The organism is Paraburkholderia fungorum (assembly GCF_003610895.1).
Lineage (GTDB): Bacteria > Pseudomonadota > Gammaproteobacteria > Burkholderiales > Burkholderiaceae > Paraburkholderia > Paraburkholderia fungorum_B.
Map to the genome: position 1 here is coordinate 1 of NZ_MCAS01000056.1, position 24,979 is coordinate 24,979.

A 24,979-nucleotide genomic window follows, 5' to 3' on the forward strand; every position below is an offset into this window, starting at 1 on the left:
TTCGCCAGCGCAGCCAGCATCTGGCCGGTCTGGTTCGAATCGTCGTCAATGGCCTGCTTGCCGAGGATGACCAGTTGCGGCTGTTCCTTGTCGACCAGCGCCTTGAGCAGCTTGGCGACAGCCAGCGGCTGCAGATCTTCGTTCGACTCGATCAGGATCGCGCGGTCCGCGCCGATCGCCAGCGCCGTGCGCAGCGTTTCCTGCGACTGCGCCACACCCGCCGACACGGCGATCACTTCAGTTGCCACGCCCGCTTCGCGCAGACGCACCGCTTCTTCAACCGCGATTTCGTCGAACGGATTCATCGACATCTTCACGTTCGCGATGTCGACGCCCGTGCCGTCCGACTTCACCCGGACTTTCACGTTGTAATCGACCACTCTCTTGACTGGCACCAGGATTTTCATGCAGCTCTCCTTGAATTGATAGTCGACGCCTGCACGAACTGTGCGGCGTCAGGGATACGGATCAGTTGATCGTCACGCCGGCTTGCTTCAGAAGCGGCATAGATTTCTCGAGGTTCCGGCCCGACGTTCCGACTGACTTCACGTCTTCATCGACGACGAGTCCAAGCGCCTTCTGCGCTTTCTCGCCGGGGATGAGCTTTGGAATGATTGAGACGTTGGCACCGAACAGACCGCTGTCGCGTAGATATCGACCGTACCGTAGCGGCGAGACGCAATACCGCGTCAAACGACACCGTCGGCCTTCAACCGCGCGAGCCGTTCGTCCGACAACCCGAGCAGCGACTGAAGAACGTCTTCCGTGCCTTCCCCGAGTTGCGGCGGTGCGCTTCGTACCGGTAAGCGCGCACCGTCGAAGCGATAGGGCGGAGCGAGGACAGGCGTGCTGCCGACTTCCGGATGCGGCTGTGTCGTCACGAGCCCGGCATCCGTTGCACGCTTCGAGGTGAGCGCCTCGTGAAGACCGAGTACTTCGCCACATGGAATGCAGGCCTGAGTCATGCGCGCAAGCAATACCTGGCGTGGTCGCCGAGCAATCTCGCGGTTGAGTTCGGGTACGAGAACCTCGCGATTCGCCGCGCGACCGATGTTCGTCTGGAACCGCTCGTCTTCAGCGAGATCGGGGCGTTCGATCACTTCGCGACAGAAACGCATGAACTGGCCGTTGTTGCCGACGGTGATGACCAGCGGTCCATCGGCCGCGCCGAATACGCCGTAGGGCACGATCGACGGATGCGCGTTGCCGTAGCGCGGCGGGTCCTCGCCCATGAGCAGTGCTTCCAGGCCGTAGTAAGCGGTGATCATCAGGCCGCAATCGAAAAGCGCCATTTCGATGTGGTGTCCTTTACCGGTCTTCTGGCGCTCGAACAGCGCTGCGAGTACCGCCTGGGCGGAATACATCCCGGTGAACAGGTCGACGGCGGCAATGCCGAACTTCAAAGGCGGCTGATCGGCTTCACCGTTTAGCGCCATCAGCCCGGCCTCGCCCTGAATCACGAGATCGTAGCCGGGACGCGCAGCTTCCGGCCCAGTGCGGTCGTAGCCGGAAATCGAGCAGTAGATCAGGTCCTCGTGCTCCTGCTTCAGTTGCTCGTATCCGAGGCCCAGCTTCTCCATGCCGCCGAACTTGAAGTTCTGGATCACGACATCGCTCCTTTGCGCCAGCTCTCGCGCGATCTGCTGACCCTCGGCGGTTTGCAGGTCGAGACTCACCGAGCGCTTGTTGCGGTTGACGCTGTTGAAATAGGCCGTCTCGGTCGAGCCGACTCGCAAGCCCCAATCACGGGTATCGTCGCCGCGTTTCGGGTGCTCGACCTTGATGACTTCGGCGCCGAGGTCACCCAGTACCATGCCGCACCAAGGTCCGGCAAGTACGCGAGAGAGATCGAGAACACGAACGCCGGCGAGCGGCAGCGAGGAAATCAGGTTCGACATGGCGAGTCCAGATTGACAGGGTGATGGGGTTAGTGGCGAGGAGGTCATTTCTAAGGTGACTGTGTAGCCACCCAGCGACGCAAGGCGAAGAAGTCGGCGGGACGTTGGTCGAAGACAAGCGCGCATGCCTTCCTGACGAGTTGCCACGATCAAGAAGTCGGCCTGATGAATATCCGTCGCGGACACCGGTTCACGGTCCTGCCGCCATCGCGTCTAGCCAGGTGATTAACGTAAACCCTTCTCGCATTTTTAAGTTCGTCATCATAATAATATAACAACAAATGAATGAATACCAGATTTGGCTCCCCGCAGAAGCTGGTTTTGTCCATGTCACGTAAACGAACGTCATCGATGTCCCCTAACTTCAGGAAGCGTCACGCATGGCCTCTTCAATTGAATCGTCTTACACCACCTCCGCTCATTCAGGCCCCACGGACCCGAACGGTCCGACAGGGAAATTGGCGACATGGCTCGCATCTGTGCAGCTCGACAACATCCCCGAACGGGCGCTAGAGCGCGGCAAATACCTGACGCTTGACGGGTTGGGGTGCGCGCTCGTCGGCGCGCAATTGCCCTGGTCGAGAAAGGCGGTGGAACTGGTAAGCGCGCTCGAAGGTGGTGGGAACGCGAGCCTGATCGGGTGGGGAAAAAGCGTCAGCGCGCCTGCTGCGGCGCTGCTTAACGGCACCTTCGTCCAGGGTTTCGAACTCGACGACTTTCATCCGTTGGCGCCGCTGCATGCCGCATCGGTTGTGCTGCCGTCGCTCTTTGCCAGTGCAAGTCTGCTTGGTCCGGTCAGCGGCGAACGGTTCCTGCTTGCCGCGATGTGCGGCTATGAAGTGGGACCTCGCGTTGGCCTTGCATTGCACGGCTCGCAGATGTTGTCGCGCGGTTGGCACTCGGGCGCGGTCTTCGGCACGCATGCAAGCGCTGCGGCAGCCGGTAAGCTGCACGGTCTGAGCGCTGCTGCGTTCGAAGATGCGCTTGGGCTAGCCGGCACGCAATCCGGCGGACTGATGGCGGCGCAATTCGAAGCTATGTCCAAGCGCATGCATCACGGCTTCGCGTCACGGGGCGGCCTCTATGCCGCGGCGCTGGCGGCGGGCGGATATACCGGCATCAAACGGGTCTTCGAGCGCGAATATGGTGGTTTCCTCTCGACGTTCGGCGAGGGTCACGATCCGGACGCGTCGCAGATATCGGCCAACCTTGGCGCAAAGTGGGAGACCGAGGCATATGTGATCAAGCGCTACTCCGCAATGGGCGCGCTGCTTGGTCCGATTAGCGCCGTGCTTGAGATCCAGCAGCAGCGCGGCACGACTGCAACCGACATACTGAAGATTGAGCTCGATTGCGCAAGCGCGTCGTTTCACCACGGCGGCTGGCAGGCGCACAAGCCGCTGACCCCGATCGGCGCGCAAATGAACATGGCCTACGCGGTCTCAATTGCAGCCCTCGACGGCGCCGCGCTGATGAAGCAGTTCAGTCCCGAGCGCGTCAATGCCGCCGATGTATGGGAATTCATGAAGAAGGTCACGGTCCGGCACGAAGAGGCGTTCGACCGGGATGGCCCGCTTGCCCGCGGAGCCGTGCGGATCCGCATTACGTTTACTGACGGCAGCCATGAAGAACAACTGCTGCGACATCCGCGAGGCCGTCCATTGGAGCACGTGTCGAACGAAGTCATTGTCGATAAGTTCCGTGCGCTGACAGACGGCGTGATCGACAAGCCGCGCCAGCGGCGCATCGAGGAACTTGTGGTGGGTATGGAGCGGCTCGATGACATCGCCGAACTGATCGAAGTGCTGGCACCACCCGTAACGGACGCGCTTGCATAGAACCGACGTGGATAGCTAAAAATACAGATGGAGGAGCCAATGTCATCGACACACAATTCGATCGGATCGCCCGTCGGTGCGACCGATATAGACCAGATACGCGTAATCGAGGCGAATGAAACCACTGGCATGATCGGCGCTCGGCTTGACCGGCTGCCAGTGTCGCGATCCGTCTGGATGCTGGTGCTGCTGATCTCACTCGGTGGTTTCTTTGAATTCTACGAATTGTTTTCGACCGCCTACATTGCTCCGGGCATTATCCGATCGGGTGTTCTGACGGCTACGACAACGAACTTCCTGAGCATGAGCGGCATAGCGAGCTTCATTGCCGCGGCGTTCACAGGATTGCTCGTCGGCACGCTGTTCTTCGGGGCAATCGCGGACAAATTCGGGCGGCGTTCGGTATTCACGTTTGCGTTGCTCTGGTACACCGTGTCTGCGGCGATCATGGCGTTCCAGACGACAGCACTCGGATTGAACTTCTGGCGCTTCATGGTCGGGATCGGCTTGGGGGTCGAGCTGGTGACCATCGACAGTTATTTGAGCGAGATCGTCCCTAAACATATTCGCGGACGTGCGTTTGCTTTTAACCAGTTCATCACCTACCTGGCGGTGCCGGTTATCGCATGCCTCGCCTGGCAGCTTGTGCCTCTTGCACCGTTCGGTCTCGATGGGTGGCGCTGGGTCGTACTCATCGGTTCAGTGGGAGCCGTCGCGATCTGGGTGATTCGCAGGCGTATTCCCGAAAGTCCGCGCTGGCTCGCGGCGCACGGCGAATCGAAGAAGGCTGAGCTGATTGTGGCAGAGCTCGAGCGGCGGGCCGAGCGGGAAACCGGCAAGCCTTTGCCGACGCTGGAAGCGGCCTCTGGTGAAGTGGTGGAGACAGGTCAGTTTTGGGAAATATTCAGTCGCCCATTTCTGTCGCGCACTGTGATGTTGAGCTTCTTCCACGTATTCCAGACGATCGGTTTGTACGGGTTCTCCAATTGGGTACCGAGTTTTCTGATCAAGCAGGGTTTCGAGGTGACAACCAGCCTGGGCTATACGCTGGGGATTACGCTGGTGATGCCATGTGGTCCGCTGATCGCCTTGCTTTATGGTGACCGCTTCGAGCGAAAATGGCAGATTGTGGTTTCGTCCCTCTTGGTAGCCGGTGCAGGACTGCTGTTTGCCGAAGCGCGCAATCCGATATTCATCGTGACGACCGGTGCATTGGTGACGCTAGGGGCCACGACCCTCTCCTATAACTTCCATGCGTACCAGTCAGAGCTTTATCCGACCCGTATTCGTGCGCGTGCAATTGGTTTTGTGTACTCGTGGAGCAGGCTGTCGGGCATTTTCAGTGGCTTCCTGGTGTCGTACGCGCTGAACAGGGCAGGTGTCTCCGGCGCGCTGCTGTTGATTGCGGCGAGCATGGGTATGGTTGCGTTGTCGATTGCAGTGCTCGGGCCGTCGACAAAAGGCCGGTCACTTGAATCGCTAGCGACCTGAGTAGTCAGATCCAGGTCGCCGCAATGGTGACCTGGGTCTATAACGACGCATTTGCAATGTGCGGGCTGGCCATCCGCGCCGAGCGAAGCGGACGGCGTAAATCCGAACGAGGCGTCGCTTACGTCAGTATGACTGGTCCTGCAGGCGAAGCGTATCGCGCACCGACTTTACGCCACCGACCCGCCGCGCCGTTTCCACTGCGAGAGGAATCTGCGCCATATCGGTGACTGTGCCAGATAACGTCACGTTACCATCCGATGCCTTGACGAATATACCGCTCGGGTCGAGGTGAGACGTATGTGCCAGCGCTTTGAGCACCTGCTTCGACAACGTGCGATTGGCTGCGCGCGCCGCTTTCGCGGACGGTGCTGATGCCCCTACGTCCGGTGTCCGCATGGAAGCGTTGCTGGTTGCATTGCTGACGGGCTGCGCATACGCCGCAAGGGCGGCTATGGCCAGCGCTACCGCCGGCGGGATCTTGATCAGGTTCAACAGGTTCATGAAGGTTCCTTTCGAGTTCAGAAGCGCGTCGTGAAACCGACGGACACGCCTGTGGCCGCGGTGCTTGCCGGATTGCGATTGAACAACGCCAGATTAGTCGGATCGGTGCGGTAGGCACCGGTGAAGCTATTGCGGTCAAACTCGATATAAACGTCGGTGCTCTTGGATAGAAAATAGTCTGCGATCGCGTAAGCGGTGGTCTTGTGACCGTTTGCGCCACGCTTATTGCCGAGGTTGCTGGCGATGTCGTCGTAGACAGCGGCCGTCAACACCAGTGCTGGTGTGACCTGATAGACAATGCCGCCTTGCGGGATACTGTCTCTTCGTTGTGCCGGATTGGAACTGCTGCCGCTCACCGTCAACGCGAAGTAAGACATATAGAGCCGCACCGGTCCCATCTGCCAGAAGCCTCCTGCCTGATAGCTTTGCGCGACCTGCGTGGCGTCGGCGTTATAGGTGCGTTGATAACCTGCGCCGGCAAGCAATGGTCCGGCTTGGTAGGTTGCCATCGCCGAATAACTGGCCCCCGCTTGCGTGTTGCCCGCTACACCGCCGAGCGAGTAGCTTGCAGCGAATGCGGCGCCGCCAAATTTGCCACGATACTTAACCGTATTGTTGAAGCGGGTGTCGAGAGTAAAGAAGTTCGTGCCGAGTAGTGCGCTAGGCGTAATGGCGACGTTGGCGCCGGCGACATGATCGGGATCGAGCTCGATTCCGAGGTCTTCACCGGCGGTTAGCTGGCGACCGAACGTCAGCTTCCCATACGCACCGGTCAAGCCGACATAAGCGGCCTGGTCGAATAGAACGCCGCTTTTGGTCATGGTGCCGTTGGCGGTTGCGAAGCTGTTTTCAAGCGCGAAGATCGCATTCACGCCGTTGCCGAGATCCTCGCTACCGCGCAAGCCGAAGCGGTTAGGCGCCTCGACGCTCGCATACTGAAGGGTCGAGCCGCCTTTGGTGTTGTTCAGCCATCGGAGCCCGCCTCCCGCGAGTCCATACAGCGTGACACTCGATTGTGCATGTGCCATGCCAGTGACCATGGCAAGTGATAGAGGTATCGCCATTTTATTCAATTAAGTCTCCTTAATATTGTATATGGGTACTTCAACCAATCTCCAACTTTGACTTACATCGTGGCGCTGGCCGGAAACCTGAATGCCGGTGCGCAAGTGATTAACTGACGGGACTGACGACGGTGCGCGCAGACGGGCGAGTGCCGCGGAACTCAGGAGGTGCAGTTATGGCTCCAGGCTGCGGTTCTGCAGCCTGAACCAGTGGCTCAGAATCGGTAGCCGATCGATACGAAACTGACAATGGGATTCACTTTGACTTTAGCCTGACTTGTCACGGTGCCCAGCGCTGAGTGAGTTGTCAGCGTTGCACGGGTGGATAGCCAGATATATGACGTGGACACACCCACTGACCAATGAGAATCGATGTTGAACGTCAGGCCAGCGTTTACAACTGGAGCAAGTGATTTACTCAATGAAACCGACGTTGGCCCTTCCAGTCTGTTTCCCGTCGACGGCGAATACAAAAACTGGCCAGTCTGGAATCCATTGCTTAAGTGGATATCGTTAAACCAGACGTACGAGATTCCGGCACCGACATACGGTTTGATTCTTGCCGACGGTGCACCAAAATGGTATTGCACAATGATGGACGGACTCCAGACCCGAGCATTCCCAATTTCCCCGAACGAAGCAAGTGTCCCGGTGCCGTTCACTTGAAGTTTTGGCGGCATACCGAGAGCTGTTTCAATCGCGATATGATCGGTCACAAAATAGGACGTGGTAAGTCCGAAGGTGTCCGCGCTATCCGCAGTGGCGCCTGAACCCGCCTGAGTTGTAGTCCGCGCCAATGCAGAAACAGTCAAGGGTTGGCTTGAGCTCTGTGGCGCAATGTGAAACCAGCCAGCATTAAGCAACCACTGCCCCGCCGACTGTGCGTGCGCGAACTGGACTGTGGTTAACACAAGTGCCAATGCAAAACAAGGTTTTTTCAATTTTGTCTCCGTATTTTTAATAGTTGTACTGGATATATTTGTGGCGCTACGTGCACGGAAATTTAATTTCCCATGGAATTGCCGGTCGATGCAGGTGGAGGGCGCCATCGCTCCACCCATTGCCGATCGGTAATCTCATCTCACGCGGGAAGATCTTCCCGATGAATGAGTGGGCGTATCCGTAACCCGAACTTAAGTGGCTCTCGCTTCGGACACACCACTCGATTCGGCACCTGATTCGTCCTTGGGCTATGCCAACTTCGATGCATCGAAGAATTCCAGCATTTGCCTGGCTAGACTCAGATCGCCGCTAACAGCCAGCTTGCCGCTCATGACAGCCATGACACCATTGAGCCGACCCTGCATCAGCTCGACGAAGTTTTCGTCGGACATTGTCAGATCCACATCCGGGTTCTCGCTGATTCCATGGGTCAAGGCACATTTATCATCGGCAATTGCGACGTACGCGGGTTGAGACATGTTGAATTGCAACACACAGCTTCGGCCGCCGGCTGCGCCAGGAATATACGCTTCGGGAAGTTGCTTCAGGATTTGTTCTACGGACACTTCTATCTCCAACTGTTTTTTTGGTTAAGGCGCTGCGAGAACACAAAGACGCGTCTTCGCTCTGGCCTGTCGTCCATCACGAACCGGTTGCCACCGCTATCGCTTCTAATCTTTCGGCATCCTGGCGATGGGGGACTGCCAGACCCACGGACGTGCGATCCGGTCAGCGGTTTGCCAGGCTGTGATAGCGTCACTCCACTTGAGCGTCTGACCGATTTCGTCCAGTCCTTCAAGAAGAAGTTCTTTACGAATGGGGTCTACGTCGAATGGGTAGACAGTTCCGGACGGACTTGTGACGATTTGCTGTGTCAGGTCTACCTTGAAGTTGGCCGAACCGTTCGCCTCGCTCGCAAGGAGGGCGATTTCAGCTGGCGGCAGCACCAACGCAAGTAGGCCATTCTGAAAGCAATTGCTAAAGAAAATGTCTCCGAAGCTCTCTGCGATTACGCAGCGAACGCCGAGTGATGCGATGGCCCACACCGCTGGTTCCCGCGAGGACCCGCAACCGAAATTGTCCCCCGTGAGCAGGATCGGAGCGTCCCGGTATATTTCCTGGTTAAATGGACTGTCCGGATTCTCCGAGCCATCGCCCAGATAACGGAGCGCCTCAAAGGCGTACTTGCGCATTGCCGAGGGCGATCGGTTCGTCATGCGCTCGACGCGAATGATGACGTCGGTATCGATATTCGCGAGGGGTAGGGGAACCGCGGCCCCCGTTACGGTAGTGAATGGCTTCATTGTTGCAGATCTCTCACGTCTACGATGGCACCAGAAACGGCAGCGGCAGCAGCCATGGCGGGGCTGGTCAGATGCGTTCTCGCGCCCGGCCCCTGACGTCCGACGAAGTTGCGATTGGATGTCGATACGACGCGTGCGCCGGAAGGCACTTTCTCACCGTTGGCGGCCACGCAGAGACTGCATCCTGGCTCCCGCCATTCAAACCCGGCACGCCTGAAAATCTGGTCGAGACCCTTCGCCTCAGCCATGCGCTTGACCTCCTCAGAGCCCGGTACGACCCATGCTGTTACTCCCGCTGCGACGCGACGACCATCGGCAATGCGTGCGGCTTCTTCCAGGTCGGAAAGGCGCGAATTGGCACACGAGCCGATAAATACCCAGTCGATGCTGGTTCCGACAATGGGCACTCCCGGCGACAACCCCATGTATTCGATCGCGGCCGCCCAGGTCGCCCTGTCAGATGGGCGTGCTTCGGCAGGGTCCGGCACAATGCCGTCGATGGGGATGACGTGTTCTGGGCTAGTGCCCCACGTAATCGTCGGTTTGGTCTCGCTGACGTTGATGACTTCCTCACGGTCGAAATGCGCTCCTTCGTCACCATGCAGGATCTTCCATGCTGTGATGCCTTCTTCCAGGGCTGCACCAGTGGGCGCAAACGGGCGGCCTCGAAGGTAGTCAAAGGTCTTTTCGTCGGGTGCGATAAGTCCGTACTTCGCACCCATCTCAACTGAAAGATTGCAGATTGTCAGCCGTCCTTCGATATCCATTTCCCGGATAGCGGAGCCACCGAATTCGACCGCGTAGCCGGTGCCGGCATTTGCACCCAGCGAACCAATCAGGTGCAGGATCAGATCCTTGGCGGTTACACCTTTCGGCATCACGCCTTCAAACCTCACGCGAAAGTTTTTGGGCTTCTTCTGCCGAAGCGTCTGCGTGGCCAGCGCGTGGAGAATCTCAGACGATCCCACCCCAAACGCGAGCGCCCCAAGGGCGCCATTTGTACAGGTATGACTGTCTCCGCAGATGACGCTCATGCCGGGCAGCACGATGCCGAGTTCCGGGCCCATCACATGCACGATGCCTTGCCCGGGTCTGCCTAATTCGAAATAACGAACGCCGAACTTCGAGGTGAGCTGTTTCAGTGCGCTCCACAGCATGCCGCCCAGCGGGAACGTCTCTCCAGTGCGACCGGGTGCGCTGGAAACCATATGGTCCGCTGTAGCAAACGCCAGTTCCGGGCTTGGCATCGTCAGCTTGCGTTCTGCAAGGTCATTCAATGCCGGGGCACCGGACAGGTCGTGCAACAAATGCCGGTCGATGTGAAGCAGAGCCCAGCCTTCGCCCAGTTCACGAACGATATGGGCATTCCAAAGCTTGTCAAAGAGGGTCAGCGGCATATCACGTCCCACGCCTGGCACTGGACGCCTGTGCGACCGACTGGAATCCCGAGCGCAATTCATCCCATTCCGCAGCACCGAGAACCTGGAATGCCTGCATGACTTGCGCAGTCAGAGGAACAGTCGGTGCTTTTTTCGTGTCGCGTAAGGTCCGGAGCGCTTCGGCGCCCGCTGTGATCTGGGCGACCAACATGATTCCGGGATATAGAACCATGCGGAAGCCCATTTCCTGCGCTTCCTGGGTCGTCACAAGTGGTGTCCTTCCCGCGGGTACCATGTTGAGCAGACATGGGCCGGCAACCCTTTGCGGGATGGTGGCGACTTCGTCCATGGTGCACGGCGCCTCGACGAAAGCCATGTCGGCGCCGGCTGTCAGCGCTGCGTTCACGCGGTCGATTGCCTCGTCGAGCCCTGCGACCGCCCGGGCATCCGAGCGGGCGATGATGAGAAAGTCGGGGTCCGACTTCGCTTGGACGGCCGCCCGAATGTTCGCGACGAAAACGTCCAGAGGCACGATTTCCTTTCCGTCGAGATGGCCGCACCGCTTCGGTGAAACCTGATCTTCAATATGAATTCCGGCGATCCCCCTGGCTTCGAATTCGCGCACGGCGCGTGTGACGTTCAGCTCGTTGCCGTAACCCGTGTCGGCATCCGCGATGACCGGAATTTTCACCGAACGTGCAAGCACCGCTGCTTTTTCCGTCATTTCGGTCATCGTAATCAGACCGTAATCAGGATAGCCGTAAGAAGCCGCTGTACCGGCGCCGGTCATGTAAACGCCCGGAAACCCAGCCTGCTCGACGAGGCGTGCGGTTAGCCCGTCATAGGCGCCCGGCAGCACCACAATTTCATCGCCAGCCAATAGCTCGCGTAGACGCTTCGTTGCTTTCAATTTGTCTCCTTTTCCTTGTGGTTGACGGTCCGCCGCATTGGCAGCGGCAACATCGATTCCACGTCTCGCAATATCTTAGTGTTATATCTTGCTAAGATATTTAATGAAGACTAATGGCCCTCGTATGCGACGTCAATAGGCGGTTTCGCTCGTGGAGCGATAAGGAACGCAGTGAGGTTGCATGCCGAATCAGGGCAATTGTGATAGATTTCACCAAAATATCTTCATAAGATGTGTCTGCCAGAACATGATCAGCAATTGACGGCAGGAATCTGACGGCCACATCCAGTTCAATTTCGAGCGGTTCCTCTACGTGGACCGAACGCACGACAAATCTTCGCGGGAGAACGAGGTGGTATATCGACGTGTGACTGACGGCGTTGAGTCCGTAGTGGATGTGGCCGTGGCCGAGATCAGGCAGCGTATCCGCCGGGGCGATCTGGCGCCGGGCCAGCGACTGGTTGCCGCCGAGTTGAGCACGCAACTCGCTATAAGTGGGGGGCCGATCCGGGAGGCCCTGACGCGGTTGGCCGGTGAAGGCCTGATCGACATCCAGCCACACCGGGGAGCGATTGTCCGTACGCAATCTCAGGAGGATGTCGTCGAGATTTTCCAGTTGAGGGAAGTCGTCGAGGGGTTGGCGGCCCGGCTGGCTGCGCGCGCGGTCGCCGACGGGACCGGTGACGCCGGTGCGATGCTCGATGCCGCACGCGATTGCCATGCGATGGCGGGCTCAATGGACTTTTTCGGCTACGCGAAAGCCAATCAGGCGTTTCATGCAGCCATTTATGAGCTAGCTGGCAGCGCTCGTGTTACTGCCCTTGCAAGGCAATTGAGCGACCAGATCGACCGACTGAACAACCTGCGCTTGGGGCGCGCTTCCGTGCTCGTTCAGTCATCCGAGGAGCATGATGAGATCGCGACCGCGATCGCAGCGGGCGATGAGGAAGGTGCCGAGTCATCAATGCGGCAGCATGTGATCGGAAGCATGAAAAAGGTGATTGGCACCGCCTGACGGCGGATGAGCCTTCGGGGCCGCGCGCGCACAGCGGATGACCGGCGTTACGTACGACGAGGCTAGAGTTGATGCAGGTGCTGCGCTGCGATCAGCGGAGGAATGCTTTGAGTCAGGTAGCGGCAGAAGCTCTGCTCTGATGAGTTCAATACCTTGCGCTTCGCGATCACGATGCCAAAGTGCCTGGCCAGATCGACTCCCTCTATTTCGATAAGTGCGTGATCCGCTGTATCGCCACGCGTCGCAAGCGAACGGGGCAGTAGCGCTGGCCCCATGCCAGCATTAAGCATTCCTAGCAGTGTGTTGAGATTCGCCACTACTCTGGAAGGCGGTAGATGCAAGCCTTGCTGCTCCGCGGCCTCGGCAATCACCGCTCGCAGCCTCTGGTGCTGCTCGATGAGCATTAGCGCGTGGGTCGTCAGATCTGCCGGCGATACACGTTCGAAGCTTGCCAGGGGGTGGCCTCGGGGGACCACTAGCAGCATGTCATCGGTCCAGAGCGGCTCGAATCTGAACTTGGTTCCAGCGCCCTCGAAGGCAATTACGCCGATGTCCGCGCTTCCATCGTCGATAGCCGCGAGCACATCGGCGTGCTGCAAATCACGCAACTCCACGGTTACGCCTGGAAACTGCTCTAGATATCCTTTGACCACCGAAGGCATGAACGTCGCAAGCATCGGCGTAGCCGCAACGATTACAGTTTCACGCGCCAGCTCTACCTGACTCCGGAAGTGCCGAACAAGGTTGCTCAAACCATTCAGCGCCTTGATCGACTCCGCGAGAAGCAAGGCACCGTCCGCCGTCACCTCGACCTGCCGCGTAGTCCGACGCAACAATTGGGTACCGAGGGAATGCTCCAGACGCTGGACCCGGCCGGTGACCGTTGGCTGGGTGACATGCAGGTTCGTTGCCGCAACGCTGAAGCTCCCGGCTTGGGCGACGGCAATAAAGGTCTCCAGTTCGACCAGGTCAATCCCCGCAGTTCCAAGGGTATTTGCACCTAGGTGCGACGTAGGGTGTGGCGCAACGCCGGAGTCGGATTTATTGGGCAACATTATAAATTTATAACAAATAACGATTTGTTGGGCAATGCCCGCGCACTGACAATCGGATGCGAGACAAAAAATTCCTACTCATGAGACAACCCCTCAGACCATGTCAGACGCGACTTACCCCGACCAGATTGCTATCCCCTGCGCATGGATTCGCGGCGGCACGAGCAAAGCGCTGTTCTTCCACGAAAAAGACCTTCCTCCTGCCGGAGCCGTGCGCGATCATCTCCTCAAACGTGCGATGGGAACGCCCGATGTCCTGCAAATTGATGGTCTGGGCGGTTCGCGCCTTGTCACCTCGAAGATTGCAATCATTCGGCGCTCCACGCGATCCGATGCGGACGTGGACTACACGTTTGCACAGGTGGACATCGACAAGGACGTGATTGGCTACGAAGGCAACTGCGGCAACATCTCGTCAGCGGTTGGTCCGTTCGCGGTAGATGAAGGCCTGATCGATGCCGCTGAGCCGATCACAACGGTTCGTATCTTCAACACCAACACCAGCAAAATCCTGATTGCCAGAGTACCCGTCGCAGATGGGAAGGCACGCGTGTCAGGCACAACCGCGATCGCCGGCGTCCCCGGAACCGGCGCGGAAATTTTGATGGACTACACCGACACGGTCGGTTCGAAGACCGGCAAGCTTCTGCCATCTGGAAATGTTTCCGATACGCTCGTACTGGAAGACGGACGCACCATCGAAGTGTCGCTGTGCGACGCCGGAAATCCCTGCGTGTTCATCGCGGCAGGAACGTTGGGGATAAGCGGTAGCGAGCTACCGGATGCGGTATCCGCTGACCAGCAATTGATGAAGACCATCAGCGAGATTCAGGCCAAAGCGGGTCAGCTTGCCGGTTTCTGGGACTGGAAAGCCGCGCTCCCCGGACTGCCGCCAGTAATTATCGTCGCCCCACCGGATGACTTTGTGGACGCAGCGGGCGACTGCCAGACTGCTGCGTCGATGGATCTTCGGGCACGTCTCGTCTTCCTGGGAAAATGTCACGACAGCATGGCAGGCACGGGCTCCATCTGTTCGGCAGCGGCGTCCCGCGTGCGCGGCTCGGTTGTGAACAGGATGCTTCCGGAAGGGCAGGACACTGGCTCGACGCTTCGAATCGGACATCCGCTTGGCGTCATGGAAGTGAAGGTTGAAAGCAGTGGCGGTCCAGACTCTCCATCGCCGGAATTCACGGCGCTAGGCTTCACGCGAACTGCACGACGGCTGATGGAAGGGAAAATTCTCGTACCGGCGGACTACAACACTTAAAGCAACCGAGGAGACTGATGATGAGTGCCCCCAACCCCACATTCGACAGCAAGCGTCCGACCCAGGCCCTCGCGACACTCGCTGCCTCAGTACCGGGTGAATCGATTCCGGACGAAACCTTGACGTGCATCGAGGAGTGCGTGCTGGATTTCATCGGCAACGCGGCATATGCGGGGCGTTTTGCGGAAAGCAGCGCCTCTTTCCGTGACGGTGCCCGGCAAACGGATCCCGCCGGCACGGGATTCACTGTCATAGGCGAACGGGAAAGCTATTCGCGCGGGCAAGCCGCGATGCTCAACGGTGCCTTTGCCCACACACTTGACTTTGACGACACCAACAGTTTTGGGGTGCTTCATCCCGGCGCCCCGATCATCCCCGCGGCGCTGTGTTGCGCAGAGCAGTCCGACGTCACCGGTCGTCAGCTCGCCGAGGCAATTGCTGTCGGCTACGAGGTGACGTGCCGCATCGGCGCAGCGTTGGGGACGACAGCTTATGACCGTGGATTTCATAACACGCCCGTCGCCGGCATCTTCGGCGCAGTTGCCGCGGGAGGACGGCTGCAGCATCTGAATAATCAGCAGATGGCCGCTGCATTTGGTATTGCGGCAAGCCTTGCTGCAGGGTCGTTGCAATGCCTCGAGGATGGGGCCTGGAATAAGCGGCTACACCCGGGCTTTGCCGCGCATAACGCGCTGATTGCACTTGACTACGCACGCGTTGGCGTTCTGAGCGCCGAGGAGCCCCTTGCCGGGCGATATGGACTTCTGACCGGTTATACCAACTCCCCCAAGCCGGGCCTGCTGACCGAAGACCTTTATGGATTGTGGGTAGCGGGGCATACCGCGATCAAACCCTATCCGTCGTGTCGATTCAATCACTCCGCAACGGATGCCGCGTTAGCGCTCCGCGAACGATGCACAGCGAAACAGCGAACAGAAGCGGCGTTGCAAATCGAAATATCGCAAAAGGCCTTCGATCTTGTCGGCGAGCCGCAACCGGCCAAGGTGGCCCCTCGAAACGTTGTCGACGGGCAATTCAGCATTTACTTTCAGGTCGCAGTGGCGTGGCTTTTCGGAGCCGTAACGCCCCAAAGCTATGAACGACTCGGCGCGCCGGACGTCGAGGCTCTCACGCGACGAATGGTGGTGCGCGTCAATTCACGTTTCTCGCTCGGTGAATGTCGCATGAGCGTCGAGGGAATCCCCGACGCCACCATTGACGTCCCCGTGCCTTCCGGCGAACCGAGATTCAATCCGTTGCCGAGACATCGAATCAAAAGCAAATTCATGTCCCTCGCCACGCCGGTTTTTGGGGAACAGGCAGCGAACACACTCGCTGACACCGTATTGGATTTGAGGCAAAGCGCATCTACAACCGCCCTCATTGCCGGCATGAGACCGGCTGCGCAGCAAGCTTAGAACGGCAAGTGGCAGGGGGCATTTCGTCTTAACGCCCTTGCCAGAAAGCCACGACGTCCGACCACCTCAGGCATCGGTCACTCGCACCGAGAGCCTCCACTACCTGCTTCTGTCGGGTCGCCGGACGCCGATCATTTTGTTCGCATCCGGGTTCCTAACCTTCCGGCGTCCTCTTTCGTATGACGGACGTCTCCTCCAGATTCTCGAGCATCTGAGCGCTGCCTGACAGCAGAGCATTGCGCTCGCACGCGTAAACCCCGATACGATAAATGCATAACGTTATACTACTATAACAACAAGAAGACGCTAGTCCTTGACTGCGACCGCGGAATGGTCGTTTTGTCTGAGCTCAGTGATCGCCGAAAAATTGTCTTTCTTGGAGCATCCGCAGTGAAATACGCCGAAACCCTACGAGCACTGCTCGCGAAGCCTGAACTCGTTGTTGCGCCGGGCGTCTATGACGGCCTGACTGCCAGGCTTGCAGCGCAAGCCGGTTTTCCCGCTGTATACATGACAGGCGCAGGAACAGCTGCAGCGCGTGGGTTTCCCGATTTCGGTCTGTTGACGATGACTGAAATGGTCGAGAACGCCGGTGTCATTGCTCGCAGTGCGTCAGTTCCGGTGATTGCCGACGCTGATACGGGTTTCGGCAACGAGCTGAATGTGACGCGCACCATTCGCGAGTACGAAATGCGAGGCGTGGCCGCGATCCACATTGAGGACCAGGTCTCACCCAAGCGATGCGGGCACCTTGATGGGAAAGAAATTGTCTCCCGGCAAGACTTCCTCGCGAACATTCGGGCGGCCGCCGCTGCGCGTACCAACCCCGATTTCGTCCTGATTGCCCGCACTGATGCACGGGCTGTTGCTGGAATGGAGGAGGCGATCTGGCGCGCTAACGCTGCCTTGGAAGCTGGCGCAGACGTTGCCTTTGTCGAAGCCGCACAAGGCCTCGATGAGGTGGCTTCCATTCCGCGGATGGTCAACGGGCCGTGTCTCCTCAACATCGTCCGGGGAGGCAAGACGCCTGATGTCAATCTGCGCGATGTTCAGGAGATGGGATACCGGATCGCGATTCTGCCAAGCATGCTTCTAAGCTCGATTATCGAAGTGTGTGACGTAATGCTGAAAACGTTGCGCGAAACCCAGATGCCGCCGACCTCAGCCGGTCATCCGTCTGTTCGTCAGCGTTTTCAGCGGCTTGGTGCAGACGAATGGGATGCGCTGCGTACGCGTTTTCGCGAGAACGACGAGCAAGTCGACGTTCCCGCGAATAGCGGCGGAGTGCTGTCGTGAGATCCGGCACATTATTTTCGAAAGTCTGGGACGTACACGTCGTCGACAATGCCAGCGATGACTGGTCGCTGTTGCACATAGACCGGAATCTGCTTCACGACCTGTCTGGCAATGCGGGGCTTGCAGCGCTTGCATCGCGTGAGTTGCCCGTGAGCGTTCCGGGAATGTCTTTCGCGACACCGGACCACGCAGTGTCAACCGCACCAGGGCGAACCGGGGAGACGTACCCGGGCGGAGCGAAGCTGTGGGCGAATCTTAAATCCCGCACTGCAGAAAATGGTATTCGCTTCTTCGATGTCGGGCAGATTGGTCAGGGCATTGTCCATGTGATGGCGCCAGAAATGGGCATCACTCTGCCCGGTAGCACGCTCGTTTGCGGAGACAGTCATACCTGCACGAACGGTGGGCTTGGTGCGCTTGCGTTCGGTATCGGATCTTCGGAGATCGTTCATGTGCTGGCGACACAGACGCTCTGGCAGCGCAAACCAAAAACGTTGCGTGTCAGATTTGATGGAAAGTTGCACCGTGGGGTTTTCGCAAAGGATCTGATCCTGCACCTGATTGGTCTTCTGGGCGCGAACGCCGGAACGGGTTTCGCAATTGAGTATGCGGGATCTGCGATCGAAGACATGGATGTCGAGGGGCGCATGACCGTCTGCAACCTCTCGATCGAGCTCGGTGCGAAAGTGGGGATGATCGCACCTGACGACAAGACGTTCGCGTATCTAAAGGGGCGACCTTTCGCTCCGATGGGTGAGGTGTGGGATAGGGCGGTTGCGCACTGGCGAACGCTAGCGTCGAGCAGCGATGCGGTATTCGACCGTGAGGTTACGGTAGACGCCAGTCGGATTGCTCCTATGGTGACCTGGGGTACGAGTCCGGAGCATGTGATTGCGGTGGATGGAACAGTGCCGGACCCCGAGAAGGCTCCCGACAGCGCTCGGCGGGAAGCATGGCGCAACGCGCTCGACTACATGGGGCTGAAAGCCGGCCAGCCTCTGGCCGGTACCCCGGTTGACTGGGTGTTTATTGGTTCATGCACGAATTCGCGAATTTCCGACCTGCGTGATGCGGCGGCTCTATTGCACGGGCAGCACATCGCGCAAGGCGTCAATGCCTGGGTCGTGCCTGGTTCTGAAGTCGTCAAACGCGAGGCAGAGGCAGAGGGTTTGCATCGCGTATTCCTCGATGCTGGATTTGAATGGCGCGAACCGGGCTGCAGTATGTGCGTAGCCGCAAATGGTGAGGTAGTGCCACCCGGGGCTCGATCGGTCTCGACGTCAAATCGCAATTTCGTAGGCCGTCAAGGACCAGGGGCCCGCACGCATCTTGCAAGCCCACAAGGCGCGGTGGCAGCGGCGCTTACTGGTGTCATCGCAGATGTCAGGGAGTTGAACCGTGGATAAGGTGACCGTTATTTCAGGTGCAGCCGCGCCGCTTGTTCGCTCGAACATCGACACCGACACGATTATCCGGATTGAACGGCTGACACAACTCTCGCGCGATCAGCTGGGCCGGTATGCATTCGAGTCGCTGCGCTACGTAGAAGATGGGTCGGAGAACCCCGATTTTGTTCTCAATCAGGATGCCTACAGACACGCGCCGATCGTCCTGACAGCTGAAAACTTCGGTTGCGGATCGTCTCGCGAAGGTGCGGTCTGGGCATTGATGGGAACTGGCGTCCGTTGCGTGATTGCGCAAAGTTTTGGCGAGATCTTCTACAACAACTGTTTCCAGAATGGGCTGCTGCCCGTGCGACTTGCCGAAGAAGTAATCAGCCGACTAGTTGAGCTCTCCCGGTTGGGCCATCAGGTAACGGTGAAACTGGCCACTCAGGAGGTACTGGCCGGCGAAGAGATCTACACGTTTGAAATCGAACCCATGCGCCGGGACGCATTGTTGAATGGCATTGACGACGTAAGCAGAACGCTGCAATACCGCGAACGCATCAGGCAATGGCAGGCTCGGGACAGGCTTGAGCGACCGTGGATCTGGATAGTGACCAGTTCCTGATTGGCCACCAGGCGATACGCCCGCCGCGCTGTGTCATGCAAGCCGGGCAGCTAATGAGCAGGACAATAGGAGACAGCAATGAAATATACAGCGGCACAGCGCCTTGACAGGCTGCCGGAGGCGCCATTCCACCGGCGCCTCGCAACGATGATTGCGGCGGGTATCTTTTTTGATACGTTCGATCTATATCTCGCTAGTGGCGTGATGCTCGCTCTCGCAAGTTCGGGCTGGGCAACCATGCAGCAAAACGCGTATTTTGTTTCGGTTGGTTTCATCGGCATGCTCATCGGCGCACTTGCAGCAGGGGTTTTGGGTGACCGATATGGGCGGCGTTTCAGCTTCCAGTTCAATCTGATGGTATTCGGCTTGAGTTCGCTTGCGGCTGCATTTGCGCCCAATATGAACTCACTGGTCATTTTGCGTTTCGTCATGGGGCTGGGACTCGGTGCGGAAGTGATCGTTGGATACGGCATGCTGGGTGAATTCATTCCACCTTCGCGTCGAGGAAAATGGTCGGCAATTCTTAACGTAACGGCCAACTCTTCCTTACTGGTGTCCACTGTTGCCTCGTATTTTATTATTCCCCACTTCGGCTGGCGGTGGATGTTCGCTATTGTGGGCGTTGGCGCAATGCTCACATGGGTTGCACGCAAGAAAATTCCTGAGTCTCCGCGTTGGCTGGAGTCGGTCGGTCGAGTTGACGAAGCCAGCGCGATTGTTGATGGAATCGAACGAGAGATCGCGAAGTCACACACCTTGCCTGAGCCACAGTCGACCGCGTCGCGGCCACAACAGACTTTTCAGCTGAAGGACCTCTTTGGCGCCAAACTTGTCCGGGCGACCCTGCTCGGCATGGTGATCAACGTCGTTACCTTTAGCGGGCTGTACGGTTTCATCATCTGGGTTCCGACGTTCCTGATGAAAAGCGGCATGACCATGTCGTCCTCGTTGGGCTACTCGTCGCTTATGGCGAGTGGTTCGATAGTCGGGGCGGGAGCCGCGGCATTTCTTTCCGACCGGATCGGGCGCAAGTGGGGTATCACGGTTATTTCATTTGTTGCTGCGGTGATTGGGGTCGCCTATCCGCACATGGGCTCTGTGCTGGCTACGACGCTGATGGGCTGGTTGCTTGTCGCGGCCATGTACTTTGGCGGTGCGTTGGCGTTCGCAACGTATGTCCCCGAACTATTTCCGACGGAACTTCGCATGCGTGGTACCGCCGTGTCGAATGTTGCGGGGCGACTGGCGTCGATCGCCGCACCCCAGGTCGTAGTCATGGTTTTTCACGCAGGCTGGGGGATCACCGGAGTTACCTGCATTCTCGCCGGCTTGATGATCTTTCAAGGGCTGGTGGTTGGGATCTTCGGCATTGAGACTCGTAAACGCTCGCTTGACTCGCAATTCGACGAAATCAGGATCGGCGATTCAGGAGCCCCCGCTGCTGTCGCGGCCGGATCCGCGTACAAATAACTGGAGGCGTTATGGATTCGACCGGTAAGCGGGAGCAGTTTTCCGTTCCATGCACGATCATGCGTGCGGGCACGAGCAAGGGGGTCTTCTTTCACGAGAAGGATATCCCGCCTCCCGGCCAGGCGCGGGACACGCTGCTCAAACGTGTGATGGGCTGTCAGGACGTATTGCAGATCGATGGTCTGGGCGGATCGAGGCTTGTGACCGCCAAGATCGCCATCGTCAAACCCTCGGAGCGTGAGGATGCGGACGTCGACTATACGTACGCAATCGTTCCGCCCGAGCGTGATGTTGTCGTCTACACAAGCAACTGCGGCAATATTTCTTCTGGTGTCGGCCCGTTTGCCATCGACGCTGGCCTGGTTCGGGTGATGGAACCTATCACGACGGTGCGCATATTCAACACGAACACCAAAAAGATCCTTGTAGCCCACGTCCCGGTTGTAGATGGACAGGCGCGCATCGAAGGAGATTTCGCGATTCCAGGCGTTCCCGGCACCGGTGCCGAAATCATGATGGACTATCGTCAGACGCTCGGCGCGAAAACAGGGCGTATCCTGCCGACGGGCAACGCTACGGACATGATCACGCTGGAAGATGGCTGGGCAATCGAGGTCACCATCGGCGATGTCGCCAACCCGTGCGTGTTCATCCGGGCGCGAGACCTGGGCATGACAGGAACGGAAGGTCCCGAGTCGATCAACAACAACGAGGCGCTACTCGTCACCCTTGACGAGATTCGCGCGAGAGCCGCGCAGACGATCGGTCTTTGTGACGACTGGAAAGAAGCGGACAAGACGACACCGGCATTGCCGTTAGTCGTCATGGTCGCAGATCCTGCTTCGTACACGACGTTGAATGGAGCAGCGGTTGACCCAATCTCGATGGACCTGCTGGCCAGACTGGTGTTTTACCGGAAGTGCCACGAGAGCATGGCGGGAACCGGTTCGATGTGCACGGCTGCAATGTCACGCATTCCGGGAACGCTGGTGAATCAGTCGGCTGTTCGCCCGCAGCAGGACACCCTGAGAATCGGCCATCCGTCTGGTGTGATGATTGTCAACGTGGCTGCGCGCATTGTGCCGGATGGGCAGGGCGTGGTGTATGACAAGCTTGGTTTTAGCCGTACGGCCCGACGCATTATGGAAGGACACGTATTCGTCCGGTCTGCCGGCATGGAGATGTCATGACTGCAGACACGGACGTTCGATCAGAGCCGCTTACGGCTAGCGAACAGATTGCGGAATTCGTTTGCAGCTTCGATGCCGATCGCTTGATCGACTCGCACCGCCGCCAATGTTCGCGAACGTTCGTCGACACTTTCGCTGTCGCCGTTGCGGGGAAGTACGAACCGGCGTCGTTGAGCGCCCGGAAACTGGTTGGATTCCAGGGTGTCGGGCCGGGTTCGCCTGTCGGCGTCGTTCATGGCGGCGCGCGTTTGTGGACGGACGGTACGGTTACCGGTTGTGAGGCGGCCGCGCTTGCTAATGGCATTTTCGGCCACGTGCTGGACTATGACGACGTAACCACGCCGTTGCGCGGGCACCCAAGTGTGGTTCTGTGGCCGGCGCTCACCGCTATCGGTGAAGCGCGTGACCTGCCGGGTGATCGGCTTGTCCCGGCGTACGTAGTGGGATTCGAAGTTCTATGCAAGCTGTCCCGGGTCATGGCTGTGCCTCACTACGAATCGGGATGGCATTCAACTGCGTCGATCGGCGTGATCGGCGCGACTGCGGCCTGCGCGTATCTTCTGTCGCTTGACCGCTCACAGGTTGTCAATGCGATTGGTCTCGCTGTGGCTCAGGCTGCGGGCTGTCGCGAGAACGTCGGCACTCAGGCAAAGTCATTCCAGGCGGGACAGGCCGCGGCAGCCGCCGTACGGGCCGCTCTGTTTGCAGAGTCGGAATTCGAAGCGTCGGTTCGATCTCTTGACGGTGCACATGGTTACATGCATCTCTACGCGCAAGACGAGGAGCTGGCGCAATCGCTCGGCGAGCTTGGCGACCTTCCACTGGAAATCGAACGGGCCGGAATTGAGGTCAAGCAATATCCGATGTGCTACGCGACGCATCGAACGCTCGATGCGTTGCTCTCCCTTCGCAAGGACAACGAACTTGCGTTGGAAGATGTCTGTCACGTACAGGTGGAAACCAGTAACAGCGCGCTTATCCCGCTTACACGACATCGCCCCGTAACGGGCCTGGAGGGTAAGTTCAGTATCGAATATGCGGTGGCGGCGGCACTGATGGATGGCGCAGTCAGACTGGATACGTTTACTGATGATGCGGTGAATCGTCCGTCTATCCAGCGCTTCCTGGCCTGCGTCGAGTCGTCGGAGGCGGAGGGGGCGTTGTCGCCTCGTTGGGCACGGGTGAAAGTCACTCTGAAAAACGGCCGGACAGTCAGCCGACACATCGAAATCTTGCACGGTTCAGCGCAAGACCCATTGAGCGATGACGAGTTGCTACGCAAGGTTACCGATTGCCTGAGCTTCGGTCGTAGCGACATGGATCCGCAGTCGCTGTATGACCAGGCGATGAACATGCATCGGGTGACGGTCCGGGAATTGCTGGACGCCCTGACAACCCGCCCCAACGTGCAACCGTGAGCCGTGGAAGTCGATAGCGGTCAATGCTTTTCCAGGACACTCCATGATTCTTGAAACGTTCGCGCAGTATGTAGCGGATGAGGCAAAGCGGACTCTCCCTCCCGAAGTCACTCATGCCGCCAAACGTGCCCTGATCGATTGGTTTTCGGCATTGCTTCCTGGTACGAAAGTCTCGCCGGCTACGAACCTGTTTCATGCCCACGCTAGCGAGCTTGGACAAGGCAAGTCCAGTCTGCCAGGTTTCGCGACAACTGCGCACGCGGGCGTCGCAGCCTGGATTAACGGCAGTGCATCACACGCCGTAGAATTCGACGACATTTTTCGCGACGCCGTTTACCACCCCGGCTGTCCGACGATCGCCGCTGCGTTGGCTCTGGCAGAGCAGCACTCGACAACCGGCGCGGCATTGCTGAAGGCAATCACAATCGGCTACGAGGTTTCCACTCGAATTGGCGCAGCAGTGCAGCCGGCGCACTATCGCTACTTCCACACGACCGGGACGGTTGGTTGTTTCGGAGCGGCAGCGGCAGGGGCGGCGTTGGTACAACCCGGAGCAGCCGCCGTGGCGCTGAATGCCATGGCAACTTCGGCAACTTTCGCTTCTGGACTGCAGCAGGCGTTCCGCTCGGATGCGATGACAAAAGCGCTTCACGCCGGGCACGCGGCCTGGGTCGGCGTGATGGCGGCGCAGGGCAGTGGGCATGGCATAACCGGCGTTGCAGACATTCTGGAAGGCGAGGTGGGATTTGGTGCCGCGCTTTGTGCCTCACCTGACTGGTCGAAGGTGACCGACGGTCTCGGTTCCCGTTACAACATTGAAAAGGTTACGCAGAAGAACCACGGCTGCTGTGGGCACACTTTCGCCGCCATCGACGCGATGTTAGCCTTGGTGACGGAGCATCGATTGCGGCCGGATCAGATTCGGACAATCAGGATAAAAACCTATCGCGTCGCGATCGAGGTTGCAGGCATTCCGCAACCGTGCTCAGCGTTTGAGGCAAAGTTCAGTCTTGCGTATGTCGTCAGCCATGCGGCCCTGTACGGGGCAGTTCGTCTGGATGCGTTCAGCGCGGACCGGCTCGCCGATCCGTTGCTGCGTTCGCTCATGGAACGCGTACATCTGGAGCCAGATCCCGAGCTTACTGCAGGCTTTCCTGGTATGCGCGCAGCCCGTGTGACCGTCGTTCTCGACGATGGGCAACAACTCGAGCACTTTGCGCCGTATCGTCGGGGCGATCCGGAGGAGCCGCTCACGGATGCAGAAATCGAGGACAAGTTCCTGGAGCTTGCCAGTCCTGTGATCGGCGACGCGAAGGCGCACCGGCTTCTCGTTAATCTGTGGCAGGTGGACGAACTCGATGTTGTTGGTTTAACGCTTTCCGCACTCGGCAAAAACTCGTTGACCATGTGAGAGGAGGGGCGGTTACCCCTGCGGCATTCAAATCCTGAAACGCCCTGCGTGGTAAGCCGCCGAGAGCTGTCCGTCTACACTGTTCGCCGTTCCGGATCC

General features: G+C 58.6%; 22 protein-coding genes. 12 read left to right on the top strand and 10 right to left on the bottom strand.

The window, feature by feature from the left end:
• Both BCY88_RS33915 and BCY88_RS33925 read right to left on the bottom strand, forming a co-directional pair.
• A partial coding sequence (locus BCY88_RS33915) for an electron transfer flavoprotein subunit beta/FixA family protein (RefSeq protein ID WP_147408504.1) occupies positions 1–407 on the bottom strand: 407 nt, incomplete at its 3' end.
• 282 nt (positions 408–689) lie between these two features.
• Positions 690–1,898: a CaiB/BaiF CoA transferase family protein gene (locus tag BCY88_RS33925; protein ID WP_120348469.1), complete on the bottom strand. Its 1,209-nt coding sequence runs from the start codon at positions 1,896–1,898 to the stop codon at positions 690–692.
• 380 nt (positions 1,899–2,278) lie between these two features.
• Here BCY88_RS33925 and BCY88_RS33930 point away from each other — a divergent pair, with 380 nt between their 5' ends.
• Together BCY88_RS33930 and BCY88_RS33935 are read left to right on the top strand one after the other, a co-directional pair.
• Positions 2,279–3,736 (top strand): MmgE/PrpD family protein, encoded by a 1,458-nt coding sequence (locus BCY88_RS33930; RefSeq protein ID WP_120348470.1) that lies wholly within the window; start codon positions 2,279–2,281, stop codon positions 3,734–3,736.
• Between the two features lie 39 nt (positions 3,737–3,775).
• On the top strand, positions 3,776–5,227 hold the full coding sequence (locus tag BCY88_RS33935; protein WP_120348471.1) for an MFS transporter: 1,452 nt from the start codon (positions 3,776–3,778) through the stop codon (positions 5,225–5,227).
• 123 nt (positions 5,228–5,350) lie between these two features.
• Here the strand turns inward: BCY88_RS33935 and BCY88_RS33940 are convergent, their stop codons facing one another.
• The 7 genes from BCY88_RS33940 to BCY88_RS33970 all read right to left on the bottom strand — a co-directional run bounded on the left by BCY88_RS33940 (position 5,351) and on the right by BCY88_RS33970 (position 11,327).
• A complete protein-coding gene (locus BCY88_RS33940; protein WP_120348472.1) occupies positions 5,351–5,728 on the bottom strand; it encodes a BON domain-containing protein in 378 nt (125 codons plus the stop codon).
• A gap of 17 nt (positions 5,729–5,745) precedes the next feature.
• Positions 5,746–6,792 (bottom strand): porin, encoded by a 1,047-nt coding sequence (locus BCY88_RS33945; RefSeq protein ID WP_120348473.1) that lies wholly within the window; start codon positions 6,790–6,792, stop codon positions 5,746–5,748.
• 215 nt (positions 6,793–7,007) lie between these two features.
• A complete protein-coding gene (locus BCY88_RS33950; protein ID WP_404935757.1) occupies positions 7,008–7,733 on the bottom strand; it encodes an OmpW/AlkL family protein in 726 nt (241 codons plus the stop codon).
• 249 nt (positions 7,734–7,982) lie between these two features.
• Positions 7,983–8,300, bottom strand: coding sequence for an SCP2 sterol-binding domain-containing protein (locus tag BCY88_RS33955; protein WP_120348474.1), 318 nt, complete (start codon positions 8,298–8,300; stop codon positions 7,983–7,985).
• A 105-nt stretch (positions 8,301–8,405) separates the two neighbouring features.
• A complete protein-coding gene (gene leuD / locus BCY88_RS33960) occupies positions 8,406–9,038 on the bottom strand; it encodes a 3-isopropylmalate dehydratase small subunit (protein ID WP_120348475.1) in 633 nt (210 codons plus the stop codon).
• Positions 9,035–10,435 (bottom strand): 3-isopropylmalate dehydratase large subunit, encoded by a 1,401-nt coding sequence (gene leuC / locus BCY88_RS33965; protein WP_120348476.1) that lies wholly within the window; start codon positions 10,433–10,435, stop codon positions 9,035–9,037. Before leuC (BCY88_RS33965) ends, leuD (BCY88_RS33960) begins: the two co-directional genes overlap by 4 nt.
• A 1-nt stretch (position 10,436) precedes the next feature.
• A complete protein-coding gene (locus BCY88_RS33970) occupies positions 10,437–11,327 on the bottom strand; it encodes an isocitrate lyase/PEP mutase family protein (protein WP_120348477.1) in 891 nt (296 codons plus the stop codon).
• 403 nt (positions 11,328–11,730) lie between these two features.
• Between BCY88_RS33970 and BCY88_RS33975 the strand changes: the two genes are divergently transcribed.
• Entirely contained in the window at positions 11,731–12,342 is a 612-nt protein-coding gene (locus BCY88_RS33975) for a GntR family transcriptional regulator (RefSeq protein ID WP_147408595.1), read from the top strand.
• A gap of 62 nt (positions 12,343–12,404) precedes the next feature.
• Here BCY88_RS33975 and BCY88_RS33980 read toward each other — a convergent pair whose 3' ends face one another.
• Entirely contained in the window at positions 12,405–13,397 is a 993-nt protein-coding gene (locus tag BCY88_RS33980; RefSeq protein WP_120348479.1) for a LysR family transcriptional regulator, read from the bottom strand.
• A 100-nt stretch (positions 13,398–13,497) separates the two neighbouring features.
• On the opposite strand from BCY88_RS33980, the gene BCY88_RS33985 reads away from it, so the two are divergent.
• From BCY88_RS33985 to BCY88_RS34025, 9 genes are all read left to right on the top strand, one after another.
• Positions 13,498–14,664, top strand: coding sequence for a 2-methylaconitate cis-trans isomerase PrpF family protein (locus BCY88_RS33985; RefSeq protein ID WP_120348480.1), 1,167 nt, complete (start codon positions 13,498–13,500; stop codon positions 14,662–14,664).
• 17 nt (positions 14,665–14,681) lie between these two features.
• Entirely contained in the window at positions 14,682–16,082 is a 1,401-nt protein-coding gene (locus BCY88_RS33990) for an MmgE/PrpD family protein (RefSeq protein ID WP_120348481.1), read from the top strand.
• Positions 16,083–16,472: 390 nt separating this feature from the next.
• Complete coding sequence (locus BCY88_RS33995) at positions 16,473–17,378, top strand: isocitrate lyase/PEP mutase family protein (RefSeq protein ID WP_120348482.1); 906 nt, start codon at positions 16,473–16,475, stop codon at positions 17,376–17,378.
• Complete coding sequence (gene leuC / locus BCY88_RS34000; protein WP_120348483.1) at positions 17,375–18,784, top strand: 3-isopropylmalate dehydratase large subunit; 1,410 nt, start codon at positions 17,375–17,377, stop codon at positions 18,782–18,784. Before BCY88_RS33995 ends, leuC (BCY88_RS34000) begins: the two co-directional genes overlap by 4 nt.
• Positions 18,777–19,391 carry a 3-isopropylmalate dehydratase small subunit gene (leuD, locus tag BCY88_RS34005; protein WP_120348484.1) on the top strand — a complete coding sequence of 205 codons (615 nt, stop codon included), beginning with the start codon at positions 18,777–18,779 and terminating at the stop codon, positions 19,389–19,391. The genes leuC (BCY88_RS34000) and leuD (BCY88_RS34005) overlap by 8 nt, the downstream gene beginning before the upstream one ends.
• A 78-nt stretch (positions 19,392–19,469) precedes the next feature.
• Positions 19,470–20,861 carry an MFS transporter gene (locus BCY88_RS34010; RefSeq protein WP_120348485.1) on the top strand — a complete coding sequence of 464 codons (1,392 nt, stop codon included), beginning with the start codon at positions 19,470–19,472 and terminating at the stop codon, positions 20,859–20,861.
• Between the two features lie 11 nt (positions 20,862–20,872).
• The gene (locus BCY88_RS34015) at positions 20,873–22,051 is read left to right on the top strand and encodes a 2-methylaconitate cis-trans isomerase PrpF family protein (RefSeq protein ID WP_120348486.1); all 1,179 of its coding nucleotides are present in this window, start codon (positions 20,873–20,875) and stop codon (positions 22,049–22,051) included.
• Entirely contained in the window at positions 22,048–23,469 is a 1,422-nt protein-coding gene (locus BCY88_RS34020; protein ID WP_120348487.1) for an MmgE/PrpD family protein, read from the top strand. Before BCY88_RS34015 ends, BCY88_RS34020 begins: the two co-directional genes overlap by 4 nt.
• A 43-nt stretch (positions 23,470–23,512) precedes the next feature.
• Complete coding sequence (locus BCY88_RS34025; protein ID WP_120348488.1) at positions 23,513–24,880, top strand: MmgE/PrpD family protein; 1,368 nt, start codon at positions 23,513–23,515, stop codon at positions 24,878–24,880.
• Positions 24,881–24,979: the final 99 nt, after the last annotated feature.

Excerpts from the sequence above, each read along its gene's own strand:
- BCY88_RS33945 (WP_120348473.1), bottom strand. The coding sequence starts at position 6,792 with ATGGCGATACCTCTATCACTTGCCATGGTCACTGGCATGGCACATGCA.
- BCY88_RS34015 (WP_120348486.1), top strand. The coding sequence starts at position 20,873 with ATGGATTCGACCGGTAAGCGGGAGCAGTTTTCCGTTCCATGCACGATC.
- BCY88_RS33990 (WP_120348481.1), top strand. The coding sequence starts at position 14,682 with ATGATGAGTGCCCCCAACCCCACATTCGACAGCAAGCGTCCGACCCAG.
- leuC (WP_120348476.1), bottom strand. The coding sequence starts at position 10,435 with ATGCCGCTGACCCTCTTTGACAAGCTTTGGAATGCCCATATCGTTCGT.
- BCY88_RS34020 (WP_120348487.1), top strand. The coding sequence starts at position 22,048 with ATGACTGCAGACACGGACGTTCGATCAGAGCCGCTTACGGCTAGCGAA.
- BCY88_RS33980 (WP_120348479.1), bottom strand. The coding sequence starts at position 13,397 with ATGTTGCCCAATAAATCCGACTCCGGCGTTGCGCCACACCCTACGTCG.
- BCY88_RS33985 (WP_120348480.1), top strand. The coding sequence starts at position 13,498 with ATGTCAGACGCGACTTACCCCGACCAGATTGCTATCCCCTGCGCATGG.
- BCY88_RS33935 (WP_120348471.1), top strand. The coding sequence starts at position 3,776 with ATGTCATCGACACACAATTCGATCGGATCGCCCGTCGGTGCGACCGAT.
- BCY88_RS34010 (WP_120348485.1), top strand. The coding sequence starts at position 19,470 with ATGAAATATACAGCGGCACAGCGCCTTGACAGGCTGCCGGAGGCGCCA.
- BCY88_RS34025 (WP_120348488.1), top strand. The coding sequence starts at position 23,513 with ATGATTCTTGAAACGTTCGCGCAGTATGTAGCGGATGAGGCAAAGCGG.
- leuD (WP_120348475.1), bottom strand. The coding sequence starts at position 9,038 with ATGAAGCCATTCACTACCGTAACGGGGGCCGCGGTTCCCCTACCCCTC.
- BCY88_RS33925 (WP_120348469.1), bottom strand. The coding sequence starts at position 1,898 with ATGTCGAACCTGATTTCCTCGCTGCCGCTCGCCGGCGTTCGTGTTCTC.
- BCY88_RS33940 (WP_120348472.1), bottom strand. The coding sequence starts at position 5,728 with ATGAACCTGTTGAACCTGATCAAGATCCCGCCGGCGGTAGCGCTGGCC.
- BCY88_RS33930 (WP_120348470.1), top strand. The coding sequence starts at position 2,279 with ATGGCCTCTTCAATTGAATCGTCTTACACCACCTCCGCTCATTCAGGC.